24 protein-coding genes, 1 tRNA gene and 1 riboswitch are annotated in these 24561 nt (G+C 75.2%); of the genes, 18 read left to right on the top strand and 7 right to left on the bottom strand.

Annotated features, from left to right (window positions below; translation table 11 throughout):
• Positions 1-38 precede the first annotated feature (38 nt).
• Positions 39-950, bottom strand: a complete 912-nt coding sequence (locus HK417_RS11400; RefSeq protein ID WP_308123517.1) for an alpha/beta fold hydrolase — start codon at positions 948-950, stop codon at positions 39-41.
• Positions 951-1031: 81 nt separating this feature from the next.
• Here HK417_RS11400 and HK417_RS11395 point away from each other — a divergent pair, with 81 nt between their 5' ends.
• Genes HK417_RS11395 through nudC form a run of 6 tightly spaced genes read left to right on the top strand, consistent with a single transcriptional unit; the run spans position 1032 to position 7936 of the window.
• Positions 1032-2450: a M20/M25/M40 family metallo-hydrolase gene (locus tag HK417_RS11395; protein ID WP_222266450.1), complete on the top strand. Its 1419-nt coding sequence runs from the start codon at positions 1032-1034 to the stop codon at positions 2448-2450.
• 4 nt (positions 2451-2454) lie between these two features.
• Positions 2455-3381 (top strand): serine/threonine-protein kinase, encoded by a 927-nt coding sequence (locus HK417_RS26450; protein WP_222266448.1) that lies wholly within the window; start codon positions 2455-2457, stop codon positions 3379-3381.
• Positions 3378-4253 (top strand): DUF2510 domain-containing protein, encoded by an 876-nt coding sequence (locus HK417_RS11385; protein ID WP_222266446.1) that lies wholly within the window; start codon positions 3378-3380, stop codon positions 4251-4253. Before HK417_RS26450 ends, HK417_RS11385 begins: the two co-directional genes overlap by 4 nt.
• Positions 4254-4302: 49 nt before the next feature.
• Entirely contained in the window at positions 4303-5604 is a 1302-nt protein-coding gene (locus HK417_RS11380; RefSeq protein ID WP_222266444.1) for a M16 family metallopeptidase, read from the top strand.
• A complete protein-coding gene (locus HK417_RS11375; protein WP_222266442.1) occupies positions 5601-6974 on the top strand; it encodes a M16 family metallopeptidase in 1374 nt (457 codons plus the stop codon). The genes HK417_RS11380 and HK417_RS11375 overlap by 4 nt, the downstream gene beginning before the upstream one ends.
• Positions 6971-7936 (top strand): NAD(+) diphosphatase, encoded by a 966-nt coding sequence (nudC, locus tag HK417_RS11370; protein WP_222266440.1) that lies wholly within the window; start codon positions 6971-6973, stop codon positions 7934-7936. The genes HK417_RS11375 and nudC overlap by 4 nt, the downstream gene beginning before the upstream one ends.
• 62 nt (positions 7937-7998) lie before the next feature.
• Here nudC and HK417_RS11365 read toward each other — a convergent pair whose 3' ends face one another.
• The 3 genes from HK417_RS11365 to HK417_RS11355 form a co-directional block, all read right to left on the bottom strand.
• Positions 7999-8499 carry a uridine kinase gene (locus HK417_RS11365; RefSeq protein ID WP_261326381.1) on the bottom strand — a complete coding sequence of 167 codons (501 nt, stop codon included), beginning with the start codon at positions 8497-8499 and terminating at the stop codon, positions 7999-8001.
• 164 nt (positions 8500-8663) lie between these two features.
• Positions 8664-9290, bottom strand: a complete 627-nt coding sequence (locus tag HK417_RS11360) for an ANTAR domain-containing protein (RefSeq protein WP_222266438.1) — start codon at positions 9288-9290, stop codon at positions 8664-8666.
• A 96-nt stretch (positions 9291-9386) separates the two neighbouring features.
• Positions 9387-9650: a mycoredoxin gene (locus HK417_RS11355; protein WP_222266436.1), complete on the bottom strand. Its 264-nt coding sequence runs from the start codon at positions 9648-9650 to the stop codon at positions 9387-9389.
• A 141-nt stretch (positions 9651-9791) separates the two neighbouring features.
• Between HK417_RS11355 and HK417_RS11350 the strand changes: the two genes are divergently transcribed.
• The 8 genes from HK417_RS11350 (at position 9792) to HK417_RS11315 (ending at position 15012) form a co-directional block, all read left to right on the top strand.
• A complete protein-coding gene (locus tag HK417_RS11350; protein ID WP_308123515.1) occupies positions 9792-11813 on the top strand; it encodes an ATP-dependent helicase in 2022 nt (673 codons plus the stop codon).
• A 173-nt stretch (positions 11814-11986) separates the two neighbouring features.
• The gene (locus tag HK417_RS11345) at positions 11987-12298 is read left to right on the top strand and encodes a hypothetical protein (protein WP_222266435.1); all 312 of its coding nucleotides are present in this window, start codon (positions 11987-11989) and stop codon (positions 12296-12298) included.
• A gap of 150 nt (positions 12299-12448) precedes the next feature.
• Complete coding sequence (locus tag HK417_RS11340; protein WP_222266433.1) at positions 12449-12787, top strand: WhiB family transcriptional regulator; 339 nt, start codon at positions 12449-12451, stop codon at positions 12785-12787.
• Positions 12788-12902: 115 nt separating this feature from the next.
• On the top strand, positions 12903-13067 hold the full coding sequence (locus tag HK417_RS11335; RefSeq protein ID WP_222266431.1) for a hypothetical protein: 165 nt from the start codon (positions 12903-12905) through the stop codon (positions 13065-13067).
• Between the two features lie 111 nt (positions 13068-13178).
• Entirely contained in the window at positions 13179-13628 is a 450-nt protein-coding gene (locus HK417_RS11330) for a helix-turn-helix transcriptional regulator (RefSeq protein ID WP_222266429.1), read from the top strand.
• Between the two features lie 5 nt (positions 13629-13633).
• Positions 13634-14044: a VOC family protein gene (locus HK417_RS11325; RefSeq protein ID WP_222266427.1), complete on the top strand. Its 411-nt coding sequence runs from the start codon at positions 13634-13636 to the stop codon at positions 14042-14044.
• Between the two features lie 78 nt (positions 14045-14122).
• Positions 14123-14187: riboswitch (guanidine-III (ykkC-III) riboswitch) on the top strand.
• Between the two features lie 10 nt (positions 14188-14197).
• Positions 14198-14512, top strand: a complete 315-nt coding sequence (locus HK417_RS11320) for a DMT family transporter (protein WP_222266425.1) — start codon at positions 14198-14200, stop codon at positions 14510-14512.
• A 50-nt stretch (positions 14513-14562) separates the two neighbouring features.
• On the top strand, positions 14563-15012 hold the full coding sequence (locus tag HK417_RS11315) for a pyridoxamine 5'-phosphate oxidase family protein (protein WP_222266423.1): 450 nt from the start codon (positions 14563-14565) through the stop codon (positions 15010-15012).
• Between the two features lie 18 nt (positions 15013-15030).
• On the opposite strand, the gene HK417_RS11310 is transcribed toward HK417_RS11315, so the two are convergent.
• Positions 15031-16353, bottom strand: coding sequence for an ABC1 kinase family protein (locus tag HK417_RS11310; RefSeq protein ID WP_222266421.1), 1323 nt, complete (start codon positions 16351-16353; stop codon positions 15031-15033).
• A 4-nt stretch (positions 16354-16357) separates the two neighbouring features.
• A complete protein-coding gene (locus HK417_RS11305) occupies positions 16358-17449 on the bottom strand; it encodes a ThiF family adenylyltransferase (protein ID WP_222266419.1) in 1092 nt (363 codons plus the stop codon).
• A gap of 315 nt (positions 17450-17764) precedes the next feature.
• Here HK417_RS11305 and HK417_RS11300 point away from each other — a divergent pair, with 315 nt between their 5' ends.
• Positions 17765-18418: a M48 metallopeptidase family protein gene (locus HK417_RS11300; protein WP_308123514.1), complete on the top strand. Its 654-nt coding sequence runs from the start codon at positions 17765-17767 to the stop codon at positions 18416-18418.
• Positions 18419-18482: 64 nt separating this feature from the next.
• On the opposite strand, the gene HK417_RS11295 is transcribed toward HK417_RS11300, so the two are convergent.
• Entirely contained in the window at positions 18483-19865 is a 1383-nt protein-coding gene (locus HK417_RS11295; protein WP_222266416.1) for a zinc-dependent metalloprotease, read from the bottom strand.
• Positions 19866-20035: 170 nt separating this feature from the next.
• On the opposite strand from HK417_RS11295, the gene HK417_RS11290 reads away from it, so the two are divergent.
• The 3 genes from HK417_RS11290 (at position 20036) to HK417_RS11280 (ending at position 24394) form a co-directional block, all read left to right on the top strand.
• Positions 20036-21058 carry a YlbL family protein gene (locus HK417_RS11290; protein ID WP_222266414.1) on the top strand — a complete coding sequence of 341 codons (1023 nt, stop codon included), beginning with the start codon at positions 20036-20038 and terminating at the stop codon, positions 21056-21058.
• 211 nt (positions 21059-21269) lie between these two features.
• On the top strand, positions 21270-24233 hold the full coding sequence (locus tag HK417_RS11285; RefSeq protein ID WP_261326403.1) for a UPF0182 family membrane protein: 2964 nt from the start codon (positions 21270-21272) through the stop codon (positions 24231-24233).
• Between the two features lie 87 nt (positions 24234-24320).
• Positions 24321-24394 (top strand) — tRNA-Met (locus HK417_RS11280).
• The last annotated feature ends 167 nt before the right edge of the window (positions 24395-24561 follow it).

Here is a 24561-nt window from a genome sequence, read left to right as displayed (position 1 = left end):
CCCGCGCGTCCGCGGTACGCGGGGGTCGCCGGCGCACGTCAGGGCGTGAGCGCCCCGGCGGAGGCGATCCGGTCCAGCACGGTGCGGGCCAGCTGCTCGGGCGCCTGCTCCGGCACCCAGTGGGAGATCCCGGACAGCTCCACGAACCGGTAGTCGGCGGTGACCTGGTCCGCGCACGCCTCGGCGGCGGTGCGCCCCACGGCGACGTCGCCGTCGCTCCACACGTAGGTGGTGGGCACGTCCACCGGGTCGACGTGGTTGCCCGAGCTCAACGCCCGGTACCAGTTCAGCGCCGCGGTCAGCGCGCCCGGTGCGGACAGCTGGGCCACGTAGGCGTCGACCGCCTCCGCCGGCAGCCCGGGCGCCTCCAGCACCCGGCGCAGCCGCCGGGCGCCGTCGGCCAGCAGCACCTCCTCGGCCCTGCCCTCCTGCCGGAACAGCGCGATGTAGCTCGACCGCTCCTTCTGCTCCGGATCGGCCCGGTAGGCCAGCGTGTACGCGGTCGGGTGCGGCGCCGAGACCGCGGTCAGCGTGCGCACCCGGTCGGGGTGCCACGCGGCCAGGCCCCACGCCACGTTCGCTCCCCAGTCGTGCCCGACCACGTGCGCCACCGGCACGTCCAGCGCGGTCATCAGGTCGGCGGTGACCTGGACCAGGTTGGTCAGCGCGTAGGCGTCGACGTCGAGCGGGCGGGCGCCGGGGGAGTAGCCGAGCTGGTCGGGCGCGTACGTGCGCAGCCCGGTCTGCGCGAGCAGCGGCGTCACTGCCGACCAGGACAGCGAGGTCTCCGGGAACCCGTGCAGCAGGAGCACGGGCGGCCCGTCGTCGGGCCCGTCGGTCCGGACGTCGAAGGTCAGGTCGCCGACGTCCACCTGCAGCATCCCCACGCCCATGCACGCAACGTAGCCCGGTCCCTGCCCGGGCCGCGCGGTGCCGGGGGATACGGTCACGGCCGTGAGCGAGCTTGCGAGCGAACGGATGAGCACAGCAGCACCGCGAACGCGCTCGACGAGCGCCAGCGAGGAGAACTCGTGAGCAGCAGCGCCGAACGCGACTTCGTCACCGCCCACCGCGACGACCTGCACGCCGACCTCGACGCGTGGCTGCGCATCCCGTCGATCTCCGCCGACCCGGCGCACGCGCCGGACGTGCGGGCCAGCGCGGAGTGGCTCGCCGGGGCGCTGCGGCGCACCGGCTTCCCCACCGTCGAGATCTGGGAGACCGCCGGTGCCCCGGCCGTGTTCGCCGAGTGGCCGTCGGCGGACGCCGGCGCCCCCGTCGCCCTGGTCTACGGGCACCACGACGTCCAGCCGGTCGACCCGGTGGCGCGGTGGGAGCACCCGCCGTTCGAGCCGACCCTGGTCGAGGGGCCCGACGGACCGGAGCTGCGCGCCCGCGGCGCGATCGACGACAAGGGCAACGTCGCGTTCCACCTGCTCGGCATGCGCGCCCACCTGGCCGCCACCGGCCGGGACACCCCCGCGGTCACCGTCAAGCTGATCGTGGAGGGTGAGGAGGAGTCCGGGTCGCCGTACTTCGCCGACCTGCTCCGCACGCACGCCGACCGGCTGGCCTGCGACGTCGTCGTGGTCAGCGACACCGGCATGGCCGCGCCCGGCGTGCCCAGCGCGGTCACCGCCATGCGCGGGCTCGCCGACGCGGAGATCACCCTGCGCGGCCCGAGGGTGGACCTGCACTCGGGGTCCTTCGGCGGCGCCGTCCCCAACCCGCTGCACGCGCTGGCCACCCTGCTCGCCGGCCTGCACGACGCCGACGGCCGGGTCACCCTGCCCGGCTTCTACGACACGGTGCGCCCGCTCACCGAGCGGGAGCGCGACCTGATGGGCCGGGTGCCCTTCGACGAGCAGGCCTGGCTGGCCGGGCCGGCGGCGTCCCGGGTCGCCAGCGGCGAGGCCGGCTTCACCACCCTGGAGCGGATCGGCGCCCGGCCGACCGCGGAGGTCAACGGCATGTGGGGCGGCTACACCGGCCCGGGCCACAAGACCATCGTCCCCGCCGAGGCGCACGCCAAGATCACCTTCCGGCTGGTCGCCGACCAGGCGCCGGCCGACCTCGGCGACCAGGTGCGCGCCTGGGTGGCCGCGAACCTGCCCGCCGGCATCGAGGCCGACGTGCACGTCTCGCCGGGCGGTGTCGCGCCGTGCGCCAGCGACCTGGACCACCCGGCCATGGACGCGCTGCTGCGGTCGATCGCGCAGGCCTTCGACACCGACGCCGACCAGGTGCTGTTCACCCGCGAGGGCGGCAGCGGCCCGGAGGCCGACCTCGCCGGCATCCTCGGCGCGCCCCTGGTCTTCCTCGGCGCGGGTCTGCCCACCGACCGGATCCACTCGCCGAACGAGCGGGTGCTGCTGCCCATGCTGCACCGGGGCGCGGAGGCGGCCGCCCACCTATGGCGGGAGCTCGCCACCGTCCCGTTCCCGCGCTGATCCCGTGGCGGGGGACGTGGGCGGGGACCGGAGGTTCGGCAGCTACCGGCTGCTGGACCTCCTCGGGGACGGCGACACCGACCAGCTGGTCCGGGCGCACGACCCGGCGCTCGGGCGGGACGTCGTCCTCCGGGTGCTGGCGCCGCAGCCCGGCCGGCGGGAGCGGTTCCTCCGCGAGCTGCCCGTCGTCCTCCGGCTGGCCGAGCCGCACCTGGTCCGCGTGCACCGGTACGGGGACGTCGGCGGCCGGCTGTTCGTCGCCACCGAGCTGGTCGAGGGCGAGCACCTGGCGGAGGTGCTCGCCCGCACCGGTCCGCTCGACCCGGCGCGTGCCGTCGACGTGGTCGGGCAGCTGGCCCGGGCGCTGGACGTCGTGCACGCCGCGGGTCTCGTGCACCGGGACGTCGGTGCCTCCCACGTGCTGGTGAGGGCGCGCCCGGCCGGCACTGGCGGGGACGCCGTCCTGCTGGCCGACCTCGGGACCGCGCCGGGCGCCGGCCGGGACTCCGAGCACCCGGCCCCGGAGCTCGCCGCCGGTGGACCCGTGGACGGCCGCGCCGACGTCTTCTCGCTGGCCGGCCTGCTCTTCGAGCTGCTCACCGGTGCCCGCCCCGAGCCCGGCGCCGACCCGCCGGCGCCCTCGGCGCTGCGCCCTGGGCTGCCCCCGGAGCTGGACGGGGTCGTGCAGCGCGGGCTCGCCGCCGATCCCGAGCGGCGCTGGACCTCCGCCGGGGGGATGGCCGCCGCCGCCCGCGCCGCGCTGGCGCTCAGCGGCGTCGAGGTCGCCCGGCCCGCGGACGACGCCACGGGGATGACGGGCGAACGGGCACCGGGGCCGCGTCGGATCGTGCCCGCCGGTGCCGCTGCGCTGCTCGCCGTCCTGGCGGCCACCGTGCTGCAGCGGCGGCGGAGCTCCGGACGGCGACGGTGAGCGGGCCACAGGGCGCGCCGGCCCCGGGCTGGTACCCCGATCCGGACGGGGCGCCGGGCCTGGTGCGCTGGTGGAACGGGATGACCTGGTCGGACGTGACCACCCCGGCCGGCCCCGGCGTCCAGGTCGGCGCCCCGTTCCAGCCGCCGGCCGCACCGCAGTGGGAGCAGTGGGGCGGCCCGCCGGAGCAGCCCCGCCGCCGGCGCCGGTGGCCGTGGGGCGCCGGGCTGGGTGCGCTGCTGCTGGTCGCCGTCCTGGTTCTCGCCGGCGTGCTGTCCGGCGGATCGCCGGAGGAGGTGGCGGACGCGCCGCTCCAGGTGCCGCCGACCCAGGCCGGTCCCACCTTCCCGCCCGGGACGGTGCGCATCTTCGACGAGCCCGCCGGGATCTCCTACCCCTTCCTCGGCGACGGCTGGTTCGAGTGGGACCGCGGGCCGCAGCTGGAGACCACCGAGACGGCGGGGCAGTACTTCGTCACCCAGGAGAACCTGCCCGACGGCTTCGACGTGTTCATCGCCCAGTGCACGTCCGGGCCGCTGGGGGAGGGCTTCGGGTGGAGTGGGGCGGGCAGCCTGCAGGCGACCACCACGGCGATCGCGGACTACGTCCGCGCCGCGCACTACCCGGCGCCGAACGAGCGCACCGTGCGCCGGGACGAAGCGGTCACCGTGGACGGCGCCGCCGGCTGGGTCTACGAGTTCGACCTGTCCTGGGACGTCGCCGGCTACGACTCGACGGGGGAACGGGCGGCCCTGCTGCTCGTCGACGTCGGCCGGCCGGCGCCCGCGCTGCTCTACCTCTCCATCCCGAACACGCACGCCGAGCTGTACGGCGTGATCGACCGCGTGCTGGCCGACGTCCAGCTGATCTGATCGGGAACCGGACGGCGACGGGCCTCCCGGCGCGGTTAGGGTCGGTCCCGTGACAGCCCCACTGACCCTGCGGCACCCGGTGGAGCGGTTCACGCTCGACAACGGGCTGCGGGTCGTCCTCGCCCCCGACCGGAGCGTCCCCGTCGTCGCCGTCAGCGTCTTCTACGACGTCGGCATGCGCTCGGAGCCCCCGGGCCGCACCGGGTTCGCGCACCTGTTCGAGCACATGATGTTCCAGGGCTCGGCGCACGTCCCGAAGATGGAGCACGCCCGCCTCGTCCAGGCCGCCGGCGGCACCTTCAACGGCTCGACCCACCAGGACTACACGAACTACTACGAGGCGCTGCCCGCCGAGGCGCTGGAGCGCGCGCTCTTCCTCGAGGCGGACCGGATGGCCGCCCCGGCGATCACCGAGGAGAACCTCCGCAACCAGATCGACGTGGTGAAGGAGGAGATCCGGGTCAACGTGCTCAACCGGCCCTACGGCGCCTTCCCCTGGCTGCAGCTCCCGCCGATCGCGTTCGAGAGCTTCGCCAACACCCACGACGGCTACGGGTCCTTCGTCGACCTGGAGTCCTCCACGGTCGACGACGCCCAGGACTTCTTCGACCGCTACTACACCCCGGCGAACGCGGTGCTGTGCATCGGCGGCGACCTGGACCCGGTGCACACCGAGACCCTGGTGCGCCGGTGGTTCGACCCCGTGCCGGCCCGCCCGGCCCCGCCGGTCCCCCACACCGGTGAGCCATCGCCCACCACCGTCCGCCGCGGCGTCGTCGAGGACCCGCTGGCCCCCGCGCCGGCCGTAGCCGTCGGCTGGCGGGTGCCCGACCCGGTCGGCGACCTGGACACCTACCTCGGCACCGTGCTGCTCAACGAGGTGCTCAGCGAGGGCGACGCCTCCCGCCTGGAGCGCCGGCTGCTGCACACCGACCGGCTCGCGGTGGCGCAGCACAGCTACCTCGGCCTGTTCGGCGACCCCTTCGACGTCCGGGACGCCACCCTCCTGGTCGCCCAGGTGCACCACCCCGCCGAGGTCCCGGTGGACAAGGTGCTGGACGCGGTCCAGGAGGAGATCGACCGGCTGGCGACCGACGGCGTCGGCGCCGACGAGCTCGCCCGGGTGCAGGCCCGGGCCGAGGCGCAGCTGCTGCGCCAGGCCGACTCGGTGCTCGGTCGCACGCTGGGCTTCGCCGCCGCCGAGCTGATCCACGGCCGGGCCGAGCTGGCCGGCGAGCTGGCGGCCCTGCTGGCCACGGTGACCCCCGACCAGGTGCAGGCGGCGGCCCGCGGGCTGTCCCGGGACACCGCCGCCGTCCTGGAGCTGCGCGCGACCGGAGCCGCCCGATGACCGCACCCGTGCTCGACCTCTCCCTCGTCCCGCCGCTGGGCGAGCCCCGCCCCGCGACGGTCCCGGAGGTGCACGAGACGTCGCTACCCAACGGGCTGCGGCTGGTCGTCGTACCCCGGCCGGGGGTGCCGCTGGTGGAGCTCCGGCTGCGGGTGCCCTTCGCCGCCTCCTCCGCGCGCTCGGCCGCCGCCCACGTGGCGCGCACCTCCGTGCTCACCGGGGCCCTGCTGCTCGGCGCGGGCACCCACGACCAGCTGGAGATCGCCCAGCTGCTGCAGGCGCAGGGCGCGGAGCTGTCGGTCTCGGCGAACGCCGACCGGCTGCAGTTCAGCACCACCCTGCTGCCCGAGGGGCTCGGCGCCGTTCTCGGCGTGCTCGCCGAGCTGCTGAGCCGGCCGGCCTACGCGGCGCCGCAGGTGGACGCCGAGCGGTCCCGCGTGGTGGAGCGGCTGCGCATCGCGCGGTCGCAGCCCGGGGTGATCGCCCGGACCGCGCTGGCCGCCCGCCTCTACGGCGCCCACCCCTACGCGCAGCAGCTGCCCGACGCCGACCTGGTCGCCGGCGTCACCCCGGCCGCGCTGCGCAAGCTGCACCGTGACCGGGTGCTGCCGGCGGGCAGCACGCTGGTCCTGGTCGGCGAGGTGGACCCCGCCGCCGCCGCCGACGCGGTCGCCGGTGCGCTGACCGGCTGGACGGCGGAGGGCAGTGCCGTCACCGCGGCGCCCGTCCCGGTCCTCGAGCCGGGCCCGCTGCGGGTCGTCGACCGGCCCGGCGCGGTGCAGTCCAACATCCGGCTCGGCGGCCCCGCCCCAGGCCGCACCGATCCGGAGCTGGCCGCGGCCCGGCTGGCCGGCATGGTCTTCGGCGGCTACTTCTCCTCCCGGCTGGTCGAGAACATCCGCGAGCGGCGCGGCTACACCTACAGCCCGCGCAGCGCGGTCGATCACCTGCGCGGCGGTTCGTCGTTCACCGTGGACGCCGACGTCGCCACCGCGGTGACCGGACCGGCGCTGCTGGAGACCTGGTACGAGCTGGGCCGGATGGCCCTCACCCCGGTCACCGATGCGGAGCTGGAGTCCGCCCGGCGGTACCTGCTGGGCAGCCTCGCCCTCCGCACCGCCACGCACGCCGGGCTGGCCAGCACCCTGTCCTCGCTGTTCGGGGCCGGCCTGACGGCCGAGTGGCTGGCCGACCACCAGCGGGCCCTGGCCACGGTCGGGATCGAGGAGGTCACCGAGGCGTCCCAGCGCTGGCTCGCCCCGGCCGGTCTCACCGCGGTCGTGGTGGGGGACGCGGCGCAGATCGCCGTGCCGCTCGGTGCGATGGGGCCGGTCGAGGTCACCGCCCCCGACGTCCCCGTGCAGGCGTGAGCGTCCCGGCGGGCGGGAGCACCCCGGCCGACAACCCGCCTCCGGCGACCCGCCGGGGGGACTGGCCCGAGGACCGCCGGGCCGGGGCGACCACCGACGTCCCGCTGCTGTCGCGCACCGGGCACGACCGGGGCCACCTCGCCCGGTCCCTGCCCGATCCGGCCGAGGGGCGCCCGGTGCGGGTGCTGCTGGTCGACGAGCGCCGCACCGTGCCGGTGCGGGAGGGCGACGCCGGTCCGGAGCTGGTCTACGACGAGCGCGCGAGCTTCCCCGAGGGCGGCATCTACCTGGGGCGGGCCGACGGCGCCGCCTATGCCGCGGTCCGCGCGCCCCAGGGGGTCGGCGTCGCCGGCCGGACGGTGGACCGCTGGGCCGGCCTGCGGGAGGTGGGCGCCGCGCTGGGCGACCTGGACGCCGGGTTGCTGGCCGAGGCGGTCGCGATGGTGGAGTGGCACGAGCGCAACCGGTTCAGCCCGCTCACGGGCGCCCGCACCACGGTCGAGCGGGCCGGCTGGGTGCAGCGCGACCCCGAGAGCGGGGTCGAGGTCTTCCCGCGCACCGACCCCGCCGTGATCATGCTCGTGCACGACGGCGGCGACCGGTGCGTGCTCGGCCGGCAGGCGGTGTGGCCGGCCGGCCGGTTCTCGATCCTGGCCGGCTTCGTGGAGCCGGGGGAGTCGGCGGAGGCCGCGGTCGCCCGCGAGGTCGCCGAGGAGGTCGGGATCGAGGTCACCGACGTCCGGTACGTCGCCAGCCAGCCGTGGCCGTTCCCGCAGTCGCTGATGCTCGGCTTCGTCGCCCGCGCCGTCGGCACCGAGCTGCGCGTCGACGAGGACGAGATCGAGGAGGCGCACTGGTTCACCCGGGACGAGCTGCGCGCGGGCACCGGTCCGCAGGCGCTGCCGCCGGCGGTGTCCATCGCGCGGCACATCATCGACCGCTGGGTGGCCGGAGAGCTGTAGTTGGAGGACCCCGCTACCCCCCACCGCTCGCAGGCTCGCGGCGGGCTCCTGCAGCGGGGCCGTCAGGCAAGGCGGCCCTGCAGCACGAGGGCGGGGCGGTCGGCGTGGTCGGCCAGGACGACGGCGTCCGCGAGGGCCACCGGGTCGACCTCGGCGTCGTAGCGGTCGAACGCCGGCAGCTCCCAGGCGCGGTCCGCGGGGATCCGGCGGTGGCGCGCCGGCGGGCTGACCCGCACGTGCACGACGACGTCGAAGGCCAGCCCCAGCCCCTGCAGCAGCGACCCGGGCACGAGCAGGACCGCGCCCGGCGGCACCGGCCGGTAGCTCTCCCGGGCCGCCCGGTCGCGGGTGAGATCCCACAGCGCCGGCAGGTACTCCCCGGGCCCCTGCGGGCCGCTGCGGTCGAGCACCTCGCGGGCGAGGGCGGGGGTGTCGAGCCAGTCGGTGTATCGCGCGTCGGGATCGGTGCGGCCGTGCTCCAGCCGCAGGGACGCCGGCCGGTAGAAGCCCTCCGCCGGCACGAGGACCGCCGGCCGGCTGTGCACGGGCAGCCGTTCGGCCAACGCCGCGGCGAGTGCGTGCGGGCCCGTCCCGCCCGGGGGGACGGGCAGGTCGGGCCCGTCGACGGCGACCCGGAGCGCGGCGGCACCCGGCTCCGGCGGGACGTCGGCGAGCAGACCGGCCAGCCGGTCGGCGAGCGCGGCGGGGGAGAGCGGGACCGGTGCGCTCAGCTGTGCGTCTCCGGGAAGGCGCCGTCCGCGGACGGCACCCGGCTCGGGCGCGGGCGCACGACGCGCGGCGCCTCCGGCACCGGGGCGGGTACCGGGGGCTCGTCCGGGGCGGCGGCGGGCAGCGTCCCGAGCACCTCCGCGGCCAGTTCGTGGGCGGGGCGGCCCTGTGAGCGGGCGCGGCGGCGCAGCTCCTCGAAGGCGACGCGGGGCGTGGTGCAGTGCCGCTCGGCCAGCACGCCGATGGCCCGCTCGATCGAGACACGGGCGGCGAGGGCGTGCTCGAGCTGGCTGATGGTCCGGCGCAGCTCGGCGAGCTCGGCGGCCCGGGGGTCGTCGTCCGGAGCCGCGACGGCGGCCGGGCCGCGAGCGGCACGGCGGGCCTGGCGTCCCGGCTCGGGATGGGCGCCCAGCTCCTCGGCCACGAGGTCGGCGAGGGTCATCGCCTCGACCAGGGACAGCCCGTCGAGCGCCGCGCCGGAGGTCCGGGTGTCCACCGGGCCGTCGGGGCCCAGCACGGTCCAGCCGCGATGGCTGCGCACCACGAGCGCGGCGGGCAGGCCCTCGGGTGTGCGCAGGAGGTCGCCGGCGACGTCCGGGCGTGCGGGGTCCGCGACGGGGTCCATCACACCCTCTCCCAGTGCCGGCGACGTGTCGGACGGGGGCACCCCCGCGGCCCCGCTACGGGCGATCATCACCCGCTGGGGGCCGCGGGTCCGGGATCACGCGCCGGAGAGCTGCTCGAGCTGGGTCCTGACCTGGTCGATGCTCGGGTTGGTCAGCGCGGTGCCGTCGGCGAAGACCAGCGTCGGCACCGTCCGGTTCCCTCCGTTGGCGCGCATGACCAGCTCAGCGGCCTGCGCGTCGTGCTCGATGTTCACCTCGGCGAAGTCGATCGACTCGCGCTGCATCAGCTTCTTCAGCCGGAAGCAGTAACCGCACCAGTCGGTCGTGTACATGGTCACCGCGGACGCTGAGGCGCTCATCGGGTGGATCCTCCCTCGTTCCTCCCCGGGCCGACCACCCCAGGTGGGAAGAGGCGCCACGGGGCTCATCAGTTGGAGCGAACACCTCTCCCCTGGGGATGCTTCCCCGGGTCGTCGGCCCGGGCTGGGAGGATCGGGGACGTGGGGACGCCGGGGATCGCAGGACAGGTGGACGGGGCGGCGCTGACCGGGGCGGAGGCGGTGCTCGCCGGGCTGGACGACGAGCAGCGGGCCGCCGCGTCGGCGGTGCGCGGGCCGGTGTGCATCCTCGCCGGCGCGGGCACCGGCAAGACCCGCACCATCACGCACCGCATCGCCTACGGCGTGCACCTCGGCGAGTACGTCCCCGAGCAGGTCCTGGCCGTGACGTTCACCGCCCGCGCGGCGGGGGAGCTGCGGGGGCGGTTGCAGGCGCTCGGGGTCGGCGGCGTCCAGGCCCGCACCTTCCACGCCGCCGCGATGCGCCAGCTGCGCTACTTCGCGCCGCGGGTGCTGGGCGGGCCCATGCCCGGCCTGGTCGAGAACAAGCTGCGGCTCGTCGCCGGCGCGGCGTCCCGGCACCGGCTGAGCACCGACCGCACCAGCCTGCGCGACCTCGCCAGCGAGGTGGAGTGGGCGAAGACCACGCTGGCCACGCCCGAGGACTACCCGGCCCGGGCCGCGGCGGCCGGCCGGGAGCTGCCCTTCGACGCCGCGGCCGTGGCCGAGGTGTACCGCAGCTACGAGGCCGCCAAGCAACGGGACGGCGTCCTGGACTTCGAGGACCTGCTCCTGGTCACCGCCTACGCGATCGAGGAGCACCACGACGTCGCCCGCGAGATCCGGGCCCAGTACCGGCACTTCGTCGTCGACGAGTACCAGGACGTCAACCCGCTGCAGCAGCGGCTGCTCGACGCCTGGCTGGGCGGCCGGGTGGAGGTCTGCGTCGTCGGCGACCCCAACCAGACCATCTACACCTTCACCGGCGCCGACCCCGACCACCTGCTCGGCTTCGCCGACCGCTACCCCGACGCCGAGGTGGTCAAGCTGGAGCGCGACTACCGCTCCACGCCCCAGGTCGTGGCGCTGGCGAACAAGCTGATCGGGCAGGCTCCGCCGCGGCGCGGGCTGCCCGGGCTGCGCCTGCTCGGCCAGCGACCGGAGGGCCCGGCGCCCCGGTTCGCCGAGCACCCCGACGAGCCCACCGAGGCCGCCGCGGTCGCGCGGGCCTGCCGGCAGCTCATCGACGAGGGGATGCCGGCGAGCGAGATCGCGGTGCTCTTCCGGATCAACGCCCAGTCGGAGGTCTACGAGAACGCGCTGACCGACGTCGGCGTCCCGTACGTGCTCAAGGGCGGGGAGCGGTTCTTCGAGCGGCCCGAGGTGCGCGAGGCGGTGCTGCTGCTGCGCGGCGCGGCCGCCGGGGGCCACGAGGCCGGCGCGCTGGTGCCCACCGTCCGCGACGTGCTCGCCTCCACCGGATGGGCCGAGCACCTGCCGCCGGCCGGTGGCGCGGCCCGGGACCGCTGGCAGTCGCTTGCCGCGCTGGTCGACCTGGCCGTCGACCTGGTGGCCGAGCAGCCCGGCCTCGACCTGGCCGGCTTCGTCGCCCACCTGGCCGAGCGCGCGAACGCGCAGCACGCGCCCACGGTGCAGGGCGTCACGCTGGCGTCCATGCACGCCGCCAAGGGTCTGGAGTGGGACGCGGTGTTCGTGGTCGGGCTGGTGGACGGCGTCGTCCCCATCGCCCAGTCGCTGTCCCGCCCGGACTCGGTGGAGGAGGAGCGGCGGCTGCTCTACGTCGCCGTCACCCGGGCGCGCGAGCAGCTGACGCTGTCCTGGTCGCTGGCCCGCAACCCCGGAGGGCGGCGGTCCCGGCCGCGCAGCCGATTCCTCGAGGGGCTCACCCCCGACCTCCCGGCGGCACCCCGGCGGCCGGCCAAGCGCCCGAAGGTGGTGCTCGAGGGGGAGGCCGGCGAGCTGTTCGAGCGGCTGCGGGCGTGGCGGAGCGCCACCGCCCAGGAGGCCTCGGTGCCGGCCTACGTGGTCTTCACCGACGCGACGCTGCAGGCGATCGCCGAGGCGCGGCCGAGGTCGCTGCGGGAGCTGTCCGCGCTGCCCGGTGTGGGGGCCCGCAAGCTGGAGCTCTACGGCGCCGGCGTGCTCGCGGCCGTCGACGCCTGACGCGCCGCTGACCTGCGACGACGTCTTCTCCCAGAAAGTTCTCGTAATTCGTTTGACCGGCCTCCGCGAGCTCCCCTAGCCTTCGCTGCACCACCTGGTTGTGACCCAGGACGCAGCATGCGCAGCGAGACCGGCCGGCAGACCGGCCTCCGTCCCCGGAGAGGAGGGGCCCCGTGATCAGCATCGACTTCGTCGCCACCGGCTCGGGCATCGCGGCCCCCACGCCGGCTGCCGGCGCGTGCACCCCCGCGTGGACCGAGCAGGTCGTCCGGATGGCGCCGTCCGCCGCTCCGTTCCAGGGGACCGGTCTGCCCGTCGCCACGACCGCGGTCCGGCTGCGCGATCTCGCGCCCGACGCCACCGGTATCTCCACCGGCACGCCCGCCTCCGTCAAGCACCAGACCCGCACGGGTCTCGCCTCTCCCGGCGTCCCCGCGCAGCGCACCACCCCGGGTGACCTGCCCCCGGAAGACCCACTGAGCTAGCGCGCTCAGCTGGTCCTCCTCGAGGCCGCGGAACCCGGACACCGGGATCCGCGGCCTTCGTCCTGTGATGGCCCCGCGGACCCCACCCCGACCACCGGTCGGCGGGATCCGCCGTCCGGCCGCACAGACGAAGGAAGAGGAGGACCGGCCGTGCCGACCACGATCGACTCCGCAGCGTCCCAGCGCCGGCGAGGGTTCGACCGCACGCACGTGTCCACCAGCGGTCGCGAGACCGCGCCCACCCGCCGGGTGCTGCCCTGCCGGGTCCAGGACCCCGAGCTCTGGTTCGCCGAGAGCCCCGCCCGCCTGGAGGAGGCCAAGACGTGGTGCCACCAGTGCCCCGTGCAGGCCGCCTGCCTGGCCGGTGCCCTCGACCGCGGCGAGCCGTGGGGCGTCTGGGGCGGCGAGATCTTCGACCACGGGGTCGTCATCGCCCGCAAGCGTCCGCGCGGCCGTCCGCGCAAGGTTCGCGCGGAGGACGCCGCGTGACCGGCCACCACCGCGGCACCCGACCGGCCCCCGTCCCGCGCCCGGGCGCCGGGGGACCACCCACCCGATGCACCAGCTCGCGCCGCACGGCGCGCCCACACCCCGAGGACGTGCGATGTACCTGATCGACCAGGACCTGACCCGCGCCTACATGGCCGAGCGGGTCGCCGAGGCGGATCGGACCGCCCGCGCGCGGCGCCTCGTCGCCGCCCGCCGGTGGAACCGCAAGGCCGAGCGCGCGTCCCGGCGTGCCGCCCGGCTCAGCGCCGCCGTCTGGTGACCCGGACCCACCCCTCCCACGCCGGGCCCGGACGCGAACCGCGTCCGGGCCCGGCCGTCACGCGCGTCGTCACCCGACCACCGGCCGGTGCGATGGGGCACGATCGGGCAGGTGAGCAGCACACCCGCCGCGGCGCAGCGGCTGCGTGACCTCGCCCGGCTGCGCCGGGTCCGGGACCGGATCGACCGGGAGTACGCGCAGCCACTGGACGTCGAGGCGCTGGCGCGCGGCGTGCACATGTCCGCCGGGCACCTCAGCCGCGAGTTCAGGGCGGCCTACGGCGAGCCGCCGTACGGCTACCTGATGACGCGGCGCATCGAGCGGGCGATGGCGCTGCTGCGGCGCGGCGACCTCAGCGTCACCGAGGTCTGCTTCGCGGTCGGCTGCTCGTCGCTGGGCACCTTCAGCACCCGCTTCACCGAGCTGGTCGGCATGCCGCCCAGCACCTACCGGCGACTCGCCTCGGAGGCGGCGGCGGGGATGCCGTCGTGCGTGGCGAGACAGGTGACCAGACCGGTCAGGAATCGAGAAGCACCGGTCGCCGAGCCGCACCTAGCGTGACCGCCATGGACCTCACCATCCACCAGACGATGCTCCCGCACGACGACCCCGACGCCTCCCTGGCCTTCTACCGCGACGTCCTCGGCTTCGAGGTCCGCAACGACGTGGGGTACGGCGGGATGCGCTGGATCACCGTCGGCTCGCCCGACCAGCCCGGCACGTCGATCGTGCTGCACCCGCCGGCCGCCGACCCCGGCATCACCGAGGACGAGCGCCGCACGATCTCCGAGATGATGGCCAAGGGCACCTACGCCATGATCCTGCTGGCCACCAAGGACCTCGACGGCACCTTCGAGCGGCTGCAGGCCGGCGGCGCCGAGGTGGTCCAGGAGCCGACCGAGCAGCCGTACGGCGTCCGCGACTGCGCCTTCCGCGATCCCGCGGGCAACCTGATCCGGATCAACGAGCAGCGCTGAGCCGCCCGGCGCCCCAGGGCGCGGGCCGCCGGGTGGTCATCGTCACCACCCGGCCGGCGCCGGCCGTGAGATCGTGGAGACGGGTCCGCGACAGGACTCCCGGACGAGCACGCCGTACCCGGACAGCGACAAGACGGCGTTCCAGGAGTTCCCGTGTACTGGTTCGTCCTCGTCCTCTCCGGCGTCCTCGAGGCCGTCTGGGCCACCGCCCTCGGCCGGAGCGAGGGGTTCACCCGGCTGGTCCCGACCGCCGTCTTCGCGGTGGCCCTCGCCGCCAGCATGGCGGGTCTCGCCTACGCCATGCGCGGGCTGCCGATCGGCACGGCGTACGCCGTCTGGGTGGGCATCGGCGCCGCCCTCACCGCCGGCTACGCGATGTGGGCCGGGCAGGAGCCGGTGTCGGCCGTCCGGGTGCTGCTGCTGGTGGGCATCGTCGGCTGCGTCGTCGGCCTCAAGCTCACCCACTAGGGGCGCGCGCCCGGGAGTGTGCGGTCGCCGCCCGCCGTCACACTCCTGGCATGGCGAGCTGGCGAGAGGTCGAGGAAGCAGTCCCTGAGCTGGCCGCCGTCGTCCGCACGGCCTTCACGGCCGGGAGGCACGCGACGATGGCGACCCTGCGGGCGAGCGGCGCACCGCGGATCAGCGGCACCGAGGTGGAGTTCAGCGACGACGGAGAACTGCGCATCGGGTCCATGCCGGGCGCGCGCAAGGTCCAGGACCTGCTGCGGGATCCCCGGGTGGCGCTGCACAGCCCCACCGCCGACCCGGGGGAGGACGGGTCGACCTGGCCGGGGGAGGCGAAGGTCGCCGGGCAGGTGATCGGGGAGGCGCCCGGCGACGACGGCGCGCACGTCTTCCGCCTCGACCTCACCGAGGTCGTGTGGACCGGACTCACCGACGACCGCACGGCGCTGCGCATCCGGTCCTGGCACCCGGACCGGGGGCAGGAGGAGCACATCCGCACCTGACCGGGACGGCGGGCCGGCTCAAGCCGCGAAGCCGGGCAGCCACTCCTCGACGACGCCGCGGTAGGGCGCCTCGGCGTCGAGCTGGCAGAGCACCCCGATCGACCCGATCGTCACCCGGTGGATGAGCAGGTAGGCCGGCGGCAGGTTCAGCTGCCGGCCCAGTCGGCTGGCGTCGCTGCGGGGGTCGCCGATCCGGGCCGCCTGCTCCTGCATCCAGCGGCGGGTGAACCGGAACCGGGGGACGGCGACCGGCTCCAGGAACGGCAGCAGGTAGTCCAGCACCCCCTGGGCGTCGACCTCGACGGACTCCCGGATGAAACCCTCGCGCCGCAGGTCGGTCAGCACGTCCTCCGCCCGGCCGTCCAGAGCCCACTGCACCAGTCGGCCGATCGGCTCCGGATGGCCGTCGGGCAGCCGGGCGGTGGCGCCGAAGTCGATGACGCCGAGCCGGCCGTCGTCCAGCAGCCGGAAGTTGCCCGGGTGCGGGTCGGCGTGCAGCAGCCCGGCCCGCTCGGGGCCGGAGAAGTGCAGCTCGGCGAGGAGCAGCCCGGCCCGGTCCCGCTGCGCCTTGGTGCCCTCGGCGATGATCCGGGACAGCGGGATGCCCTCCAGCCACTCCGACACGATGACCTTCGGCGCGCTGGCCACCACGCGCGGCACGACGATCTGCGCGTCGCCGGCGTAGGCGGCGGCGAAGGTGCGCTGCGCGTCCGCCTCGAGCCCGTAGTCCAGCTCCTCGACCACCCGGGCCTTCAGCTCGGCGATCAGCGGCTTGACCTCCATGCCGGGGAACAGCGCCGCGAACAGCCGGGCGAAGCGCGCGAGCTGGGTGAGGTCGGCCATCAGCGCCGGACCTGCCCCCGGGTACTGGATCTTGACCGCCACCTCCCGGCCGTCCCGCCAGGTGGCCCGGTGGACCTGGCCGATGCTCGCCGCGGCGGCGGGTGCGTCGTCGAACTCCCGGAACCGCTCCCGCCACCGGCCGCCGAGCTGCTGGTTCAGCACGGCGTGCACCGTCTTCACCGGCATCGGGGGAGCCGCCTCCTGCAGCTTCACCAGCGCCTCGCGGTAGGGCCCGGCCACCTCGTCGGGCACGGCGGCCTCGAAGATCGACAGCTGCTGGCCGAGCTTCATCGCGCCGCCCTTGAGCTGCCCCAGCACGGCGAACAACTGCTCGGCGGTGCGCTGCTGCAGCTCGGCGTTGACCTCTTCGGACGAGCGCCCGGACAACCGCTTGCCGATGCCCAGGGTGGCCCGCCCGGCGGCGCCCAGGGGCAGGGACGCCAGCTTCGCCGTCCGGGAGACCGTCCCACGGGGGATGTCCCGTCCGGTGTCAGTCACCAGGTCATTGTCCACGCTGCCCGGTCGCGGCGCCCCCGGCCGGGCCGGAGCACGAGCAACCCGGGTGCCGCGGCCAGCGGCGCAACCGCGGCAGCAGCCCGGGGGGACGGAACTCGAGCGTGGCGTCCACCGCCGCAGGAGTGGCGTCCCCGTCGAGGTGGGCGAGCACCTGGACGGCCGCGGTCAGCGCGGTGAGCAGGCAGGTGACGGTCGCCCCGCTGGGGACCGGTTCCCGTGCGGTGAGCTGGGTGGCCAGTCGCGGCCAGGCCGGGTCGTCCTCCCGGCGCCAGGCGTCCGCGCAGCGCAGGCAGCTGCTGCTCCCCGGCAGCACGAGGGGGCCCACGACCCCGTTCTCGCCGCGGACGGTGGCCACCAGGTGCGGGGTGCCGTCGCGGTGCAGCGCGGCCGTCAGCGGGTCCAGCGCCGCCCACGGCCGGCACAGGACCACCACGTCCGGGGACCGCCCCGGCGGCAGGGGGCCCAGCTCGGTCAGCGGGCTCACCCGGCGGACCGCGTCGGCGGCGGCCAGGGACCGGGGGCGGCCCTCGTCGCTCGCCGCGACCCCGCCGACCACGGCCTCGGCGGCCAGGGTGCTGCCCCGGTCGCGCACGTGCACCCGCCCCACGCCGCTGGCCGCGAGGACCGCGGCCAGCGGTGTCCCCACCCGGGTGGCGCCGTCGACCACCACCGCGCTCTGCCGGCGGTCCCGCCAGCGCCCGCCCGCAGCCGACCGGGGCACGGCCGCGGGCAGCTCGGTGAGGGCGCGGGCCGCGGCGGCCGGGCCCGGGTCGATGGCCAGCAGGTCCGCGGCGGTCAGGTCGTGCACCAGTCCCGCGGCGCGGAGACCGCCCAGCACGTCGTCGACCACGTCGGCCGGCGTGCCCTCCGCGACCGACTCGCCGCGCAGCTGCCGCTCGGAGCGGCGCCCGTCCAGCCGGCGGAGGAGCGCGTCGACCCCCGGCCCGGCGGAGGAGATGCGGACGCCGTCGGCGCCGTCGACGCCACCGACCTGGACCGCACCGCCGGTGCGCCCGTCCCCGCCGAGCCGCAGTACCGCCGTGCCGGGCGGGAGGAGGGGATGCGGGCTCTCGGTCACGGTCAGGAGGCTGCCAGCGCCGGACGCGGTCGGTGCCCGCTGCCCACAGCCTGTGGACGACACTGTGGACACAGTGGGGAACCGTCGGAGTGTCGCTGTGCACCGACGGGGGGTGGGCCCGGGGAAATACTCCGACCGGTCCGCGGTTCCACGGGCTGAGCTGCGGGGACGGCGTACCCGGCCTGTGGACGGCGAGCCGCCGGTCCACCGAACGGGGGACCCCCTGCCACCCGCTGTCCACCGCCTGTGTGGACCTGTCCCCGGTCGGGTGTCCCCGGGCTGGGCGGACCGTCGCCTGATGGCTACGGTGCGTTCGTGCAACAGCGACTCGACCGTGGCCTGCCGGCTGCGCCCGCCGCCTCCGTCCCCGTTCCCCCCGGACAGGCGGCACTCGGGTCGACGGGGCACACGGCCACCGAGCCGGTGGAGGTCCGCCGCAGCGCCCGCCGCCGGCGGACGGTGACGGCCTACCGCGAGAACGGGCGCACCGTCGTGCTGATCCCGGCCGCGTTCAGCGCCGCGGAGGAGCGGCGCTGGGTCGACCGGATGGTCACCAAGCTGCAGACCCGCGAGGAACGGCGCTCGCGCGGCCTGGCGTCGGACGACGAGCTGATGGCCCGCGCGCAGGAGCTCTCCGCCGCGTGGCTGGGCGGCCGGGCCGTGCCGGCGAGCGTGCGCTGGGTCGACAACCAGAACCGCCGCTGGGGCTCCTGCACCCCGGCCGACCGCACCATCCGGCTGTCCAGCCGGCTGCGCGGCATGCCCGAGTACGTCGTCGACTACGTGCTCGTCCACGAGCTGGCGCACCTGCTCGAGCCCGGCCACGAAGCGCGGTTCTGGGCGCTGGTGCAGGTCTACCCGCGGATGGAGCGCGCCCTGGGCTTCCTGGAGGGCGTGGAGTCCCGGGCCGCGGGCGCGCTGCCGCCGGCGGGCGAGGACGACGAGCTGGAGCCCGGCGCCGTCGACTAGGACGGCCCCCTTCCAGGGGCCCGCCGCGAGCGCAGCGAGTGGTGGGGAGGAAGGGGGTCCTTCGTCAGCCCCGCGTGGGTCCCTCCTCGCCGTCGGCCGGGCGCTGGTCGTCCGCCGGGGCGTCGCCGTCCCCACCCGTCAGCTCGGCGAACGGGTCGGCCGCGCCCTGGCGCGCGACGAAGTCCAGCGGCTCGTCGAGGTCGTCGGAGGTCGGCAGCAGGTCGGGGTGCGACCAGAGCCGGTCCCGCTCGGCCGACCCGTGCTGCTGGGCCATGGCGCCCCACACCGTGCTCGCGTCCCGCAGCCGGCGCGGTCGCAGCTCCAGGCCCACCAGCGTGGCGAACGTCTGCTCGGCCGGGCCGCCGGAAGCACGCCGCCGGCGCATCGTCTCGGCGAGCGCCGGGTAGCCCGGCAGCCGATCGGCCGCCGCGGCCGCGACCACGCTGTCCACCCAGCCCTCGACCAGGGCGAGCAGCGTCTCCAGCCGGCGCAGCGCCATCTGCTGCTCGGGGGTCTCCTCCGGCTCGAGCACACCGCTGCCCAGCAGCCGCTGGATGCTCTCGGGGTCGCTCGGGTCGAAGCCGCCACCCAGGCCGCCGCCCATCGCCTCGTTCAGCCCCCGCTCGATCGCCTCGCGGTCGACGTGGATGCCCCGGGCGTAGGCGTGGACGGCGTCGGTCAGCTGCTGGCGCAGCCACGGCACGTGCGCGAACAGGCGCTGGTGCGCCGCCTCGCGCAGCGCGATGAACAGGCGCACCTCGTCGTCCGGCCGGTCCAGTCCGGCACCGAACGCGGCGACGTTCTGCGGCACCAGGACGCCGGCGCCCGTGGGCCCCAGGGGCAGGCCGACGTCGGTGCTGGTGACGACCTCGTCGGCGAGCTTGGCCAGGGCCTGGCCCACCTGGGCGCCGAACATGACGCCGCCCATCTGGCTCATCAGCCCGCCCAGCGGGCCGGCGATCGCGGCGGCCTCCTGCGGCAGCGCGCCGGTCATCGCGGCGACGACCCGCTCCGCGAGCGGGTCGATCAGCGCGGTCCACGCCGGCAGGGTCTGCTCCACCCACTCCACGCGGGACCAGGCCAGCGCCCGGTCGACGCCGGAGGGCAGCTCGGTGACCTGGTCCAGCCAGAGGTCGGCCAGGCGCAGCGCCTCGGCGACGGCGGAACGCTCGCCCGCCGACGTCGGCTGGTGCCCGGGCGCCAGCTGGCTGATCGCGCCCTGCCGGGCGAGGTCCCAGTTCACCGGCCCGCCGGACCAGCTCATGAGGCGCTGCAGCTCGGCGAACAGCGGCATCTTGCCCAGCAGCTCCTCGGGTGTGCCGCCGGCACCCGCGCCGCCGCCGAACAGGGCGCCGAAGCCGAACGGGTCGTTGCCGCCGGCGCCGGGCTCACCCCGGCGCTCGGGGTCGCGGTCGGGGAGCCCGAAGCCGAAGGGGACATCGCTCATGGCACCACCGTAGACGGGTTGACCTTGCTCGGAGCGCCCGCGCGGGGGTGCGGGGGAGCTCCGCCGTCCGCCCTGAGCGGACGTCGCCCGGGCGGGCGGTCAGCTCGGTCGCCTACCCTCGCCGTTCGACGGGGCGGGTCCGGGTCCCGCCGTCCGTGCGAGGAGGAGACGTGAGCCGTCGGACCACCGTCCTGGCCACCGGGACGGTGCTGCTGTTCGTCTTCGGCGTGCTCGGCGCCCTGCTGCCGGTGCCCTACGTCGCGCAGGTCCCCGGGCCCACCTACAACACGCTGGGCGACATCGACGGGCAGCCGATCATCACCGTCACCGGCCGGGAGGCCAACGACACCTCGGGCAACCTGAACCTGACCACCGTCGGCGTGCCGCAGGGGCCGCTCACCCTGGTGGGGGCGGTGCAGGGCTGGTTCGACGACGAGGTCACCGTCGTCCCGCGGGAGCAGGTCTACCCCTCCGACCGGTCGGTCGAGGAGACCCAGGAACAGAACCGGCAGGCCTTCCTCACCTCCGAGCAGGCCGCGCGCAGCGCCGCCCTCGGGGAGCTCGGGTACCCGGAGAAGGTCGTCGTCCAGGACCTCAGCGAGGACTCGCCGTCCACCGGGCAGCTGGAGGCCGGCGACGCGATCGAGGCGATCGCCGGCACCGCGACGCCGGACCTGAACACGCTGTCGACCGTGCTCGCGGGCATCGCGCCGGGCACCGCGGTGCCCGTCGCCTACACCCGGCAGGGCGTTCCCGGCTCGGGCACGGTGACCACCGGCCCCGCCGCGGAGGGCGGCGGCTCCGCGCTGGGGGTCATGGTCCTGCAGACGCCCTACGCGCCGTTCGACGTCTCGATCGAGGTGGACGACGTCGGCGGGCCGTCCGCGGGCCTGATGCTCAGCCTGGGCATCATCGACCTGGTCGGGGACGACGACCTGACCGGCGGGGCGGTCGTGGCCGGCACCGGAAGCATCGACGGCGACGGGAACGTGGGCCCGATCGGCGGCATCCCGCTGAAGATGGTCGCCGCCCGCGAGCTCGGCGCGGAGCTGTTCCTGGTGCCGGCGGAGAACTGCGCCGAGGCCGTGCAGAACGCCCAGCCGGGCCTGGCCATGGCCGAGGTCGCCACCCTCGACGACGCGCTCGACGCGCTCGCCGACCTGCGCGCGGGGAAGACCCCTGAGCCCTGCTGACGCCCACCGGCGGACACCACCGGACCGGCAGTCAGGGAACCGTGGTGTGCTTGTGCCGACGCCGGGAACCCGCCGTCGCCGGGAGAAGTTGAGGGAACGGACCCGTGTGGCCCGTCCCGCCGGACCCGGCGGTGCCGAGGCCCGTGGTCGCCGTCCGGTGGCAACCGCGCCACCACCGAGGTCGTAGGAAGACAGGAGACCGACCGTGGCCATGCGGCCCCCCGTGCCGGTGCCGACGCTGTCCCGGCGCGCCAAGCTGGTCATCGGCGCCGTCGCCGTGCTGCTGGTGCTGTTCACCGTCATCGGCACGCTGACCAACGTCTACGTCGACTACCTGTGGTTCGACGAGACCAACTACACCGAGGTCTTCTGGACCGAGGTCCAGACCCGCGCGCTGCTGTTCGCCGTCGCCGGCCTGGCGACCGGCGGGCTGGTGGCGCTGTCGGTCCACCTCGCGTACCGGTTCCGGCCGACCTTCCGGCCGATGTCGCTGGAGCAGCAGAACCTGGAGCGGTACCGGCAGTCGCTGGAGCCGCGCCGCAAGGTCGTGCTCACCGCGATCGCCGTGGTGCTGGGGCTGTTCGCCGGGTTCACCGCGCAGGGCAGCTGGCAGACCTGGCTGCAGTTCCGCAACGGCACGGACTTCGGCCGGACCGACCCGCAGTTCGGCAGGGACATCTCGTTCTTCGTCTTCGACTACCCCTTCTACCGGCTGGTGCTCGGCTTCGGGTTCACCATCGTGCTGCTGGCGCTGATCGGGGCCGTGCTCACGCACTACGTGTTCGGTGGGCTGCGGCTGCAGACTCCGGGGCAGAAGCTCAGCGGCGCCGCCCGGGTGCAGCTGTCGGTGCTGCTGGGCCTGTTCGTCGCGCTGAAGGCGTTCGCCTACTGGCTGGACCGCTTCGGGCTGGTCTACTCCGACCGCGGTGACGTGTTCACCGGGGCGTCCTACACCGACGTCAACGCGCTGCTGCCGGCGAAGAACATCCTGGTGTTCGTCGCCGCGATCTGCGCCATCGCCTTCTTCGCCAACATCGTGGTGCGCAACACCCTGCTGCCGGCCGCCGCGCTGGTGCTCCTGCTGATCGCCAGCCTGGTCATCGGAGTGGCCTACCCCGCGATCGTGCAGCAGTTCGTCGTCCGCCCCTCGGCCGACCAGAAGGAGCAGGAGTACATCCAGCGGGCCATCGGGTCGACGCTGGACGCGTACAACCTCTCCGAGGTCGAGTACGTCAACTACGCCACCGAGTCCTCGGGCAGCGAGGCCGACACCAATGCCGCGCTGGCGGAGTTGCGGAACGACACCGAGACGATCCCGAACGCCCGGCTGCTGGACCCCAACGTCCTGGCGTCGACGTTCACCGCCCGCCAGCAGATCCGCAACGTCTACGGCTTCCCGGAGAAGCTGGACATCGACCGGTACACGATCGACGGGGTCACCCAGGACTACGTGGTGGCCGTCCGCGAGCTCAACAGCTCCGGGCTCAGTGAGAACCAGAGCAGCTGGATCAACCGGCACACCGTCTACACCCACGGCAACGGCTTCGTCGCCGCACCGGCCAACCAGGTGGTCGCCGGCCAGGAGGGCGGCGAGCCGAACTTCACCACCGGCGACCTGCCCACCCGCGGCGACATCGAGGTCGAGCAGGCGCGCATCTACTACGGCGAGCTGCTCAACGACAACGGCCAGGACGTGTACTCGGTGGTCGGCGGCGGCGACCCGCGTGAGTTCGACCAGCCGGAGGGCGGCTCGGACGAGGGGCAGATCAACTCGACGTACGACGGCCAGGGTGGCGTCTCGATGGGCAGCTTCTTCCGGCAGCTGACCTACGCCATCTACTACCGCGAGCGGAACTTCATCCTCTCCGGGGCCGTGAACGACGAGTCCAGGGTGCTCTACGTCCGCGACCCCCGGGACCGGGTGGAGAAGGCCGCACCCTTCCTCGAGGTGGACGGCGACCCGTACCCGGCGGTGGTCGACGGCCGCATCGTGTGGATCCTCGACGGGTACACGACCTCGGACGACTACCCGTACGCGGAGCAGATGTCGCTGGGGGAGGCCGCCACCGACGCGCTCACCGGCACGGGCACCACGGCCCTGCCCGACCAGCAGTTCAACTACATCCGCAACTCGGTCAAGGCCACGGTCGACGCCTACGACGGCACCGTGCGGTTGTACGCCTGGGACGAGAGCGACCCGGTGCTGCAGACCTACCGCAAGGCGTTCCCCGGCGTCATCGAGCCGCGCAGCGCGATGGACGACGAACTCGTCGGCCACGTGCGCTACCCGGAGGACCTGTTCAAGCTGCAGCGCGAGGTGCTGACCCGGTACCACGTGGCCAACCCGGTCGACTTCTACAACCAGAACGACCGCTGGCAGGTGCCCAGCGACCCGACGATCACGAACGCCACCGACGACCAGCCGCCGTACTACATCCTCGCCCAGCGGCCGGGTGACGAGGGCGCGAGCTTCCAGCTCACCAGCGCGCTGAACGCGTTCGAGCGGGAGAACCTGTCGGCGTTCATCTCCGCCTCCAGCGACCCGGCCACGTACGGGGAGGTCCAGGTCCTGCGGCTGCCGGGCAACACGCCGTTCCGCGGGCCGCAGCAGGTGCAGAACTCGTTCCTGAGCAACAACCAGGTCAGACCGGATCTGACGCTGTTCAACAGCGCCAACTCCGAGGCGGTGTTCGGGAACCTGCTGACCCTGCCCATCGGGGAGAGCGGACTGCTGTACGTCGAGCCCCTGTACGTCCAGGGGTCGGGCGAGAACGCCTTCCCGCTGCTGCAGAAGGTCCTGGTCAACTACGGCGACCGGGTCGGCTACGCGAACACCCTCTCCGAGGCACTGGACCAGGTGTTCGGCGCGGGCGCGGGGGAGGCCGCTGCCGACAGCGAGAACACCGGCGGGACCGCGCCGACCGGTGAGCCGGAGCCGACGGAACCGACCGGGGAGCCGGCTCCGACCGGTGAACCGCCGGCCGGGGACGGCGGCTCGGACAACCCGGCGCGGGACCAGGCGGTCGGCCAGATCAACGCGGCCCTCGAGGCGCTGGCCAACGCGCAGCGCAACGCGGACTTCGAGGGCATCGGTCGGGCGCAGGCCGACCTGCAGGCCGCGATCCAGGCGTACCAGGCCGCGGTCGGGCAGGCGGGCGCGAGCCCGACCGGGTGATCCACGGGGTGGTCGGGCCGCCGTCCCGGCGGCCCGGCCACCCCTCGCGGCAGCGAGCCGGGAGCTGGGGTATGGTGATCTCACCGACGCGGGGTGGAGCAGCTCGGTAGCTCGCTGGGCTCATAACCCAGAGGTCGCAGGTTCAAATCCTGCCCCCGCTACAACGACGGAACGGCCCTCACAGTCACTGTGGGGGCCGTTCCGGTTGGTGCGGCCGTCCCCGCACGGGCCGAGGCGCTAGCATCGGTCGAGCACCGCCCCGGGCGACGCCGCGCGTCCTGCGGCGCGCCCTCTGCGGTCGGTGCTCAGGCCATCCACAAGTGGCCGT

The organism is Modestobacter marinus, assembly GCF_019799945.1.
Classification (GTDB): domain Bacteria; phylum Actinomycetota; class Actinomycetes; order Mycobacteriales; family Geodermatophilaceae; genus Modestobacter; species Modestobacter marinus_B.
Note: the sequence above shows the minus strand (reverse complement) of the source record. Positions and strands in the feature narration are given on the sequence as shown.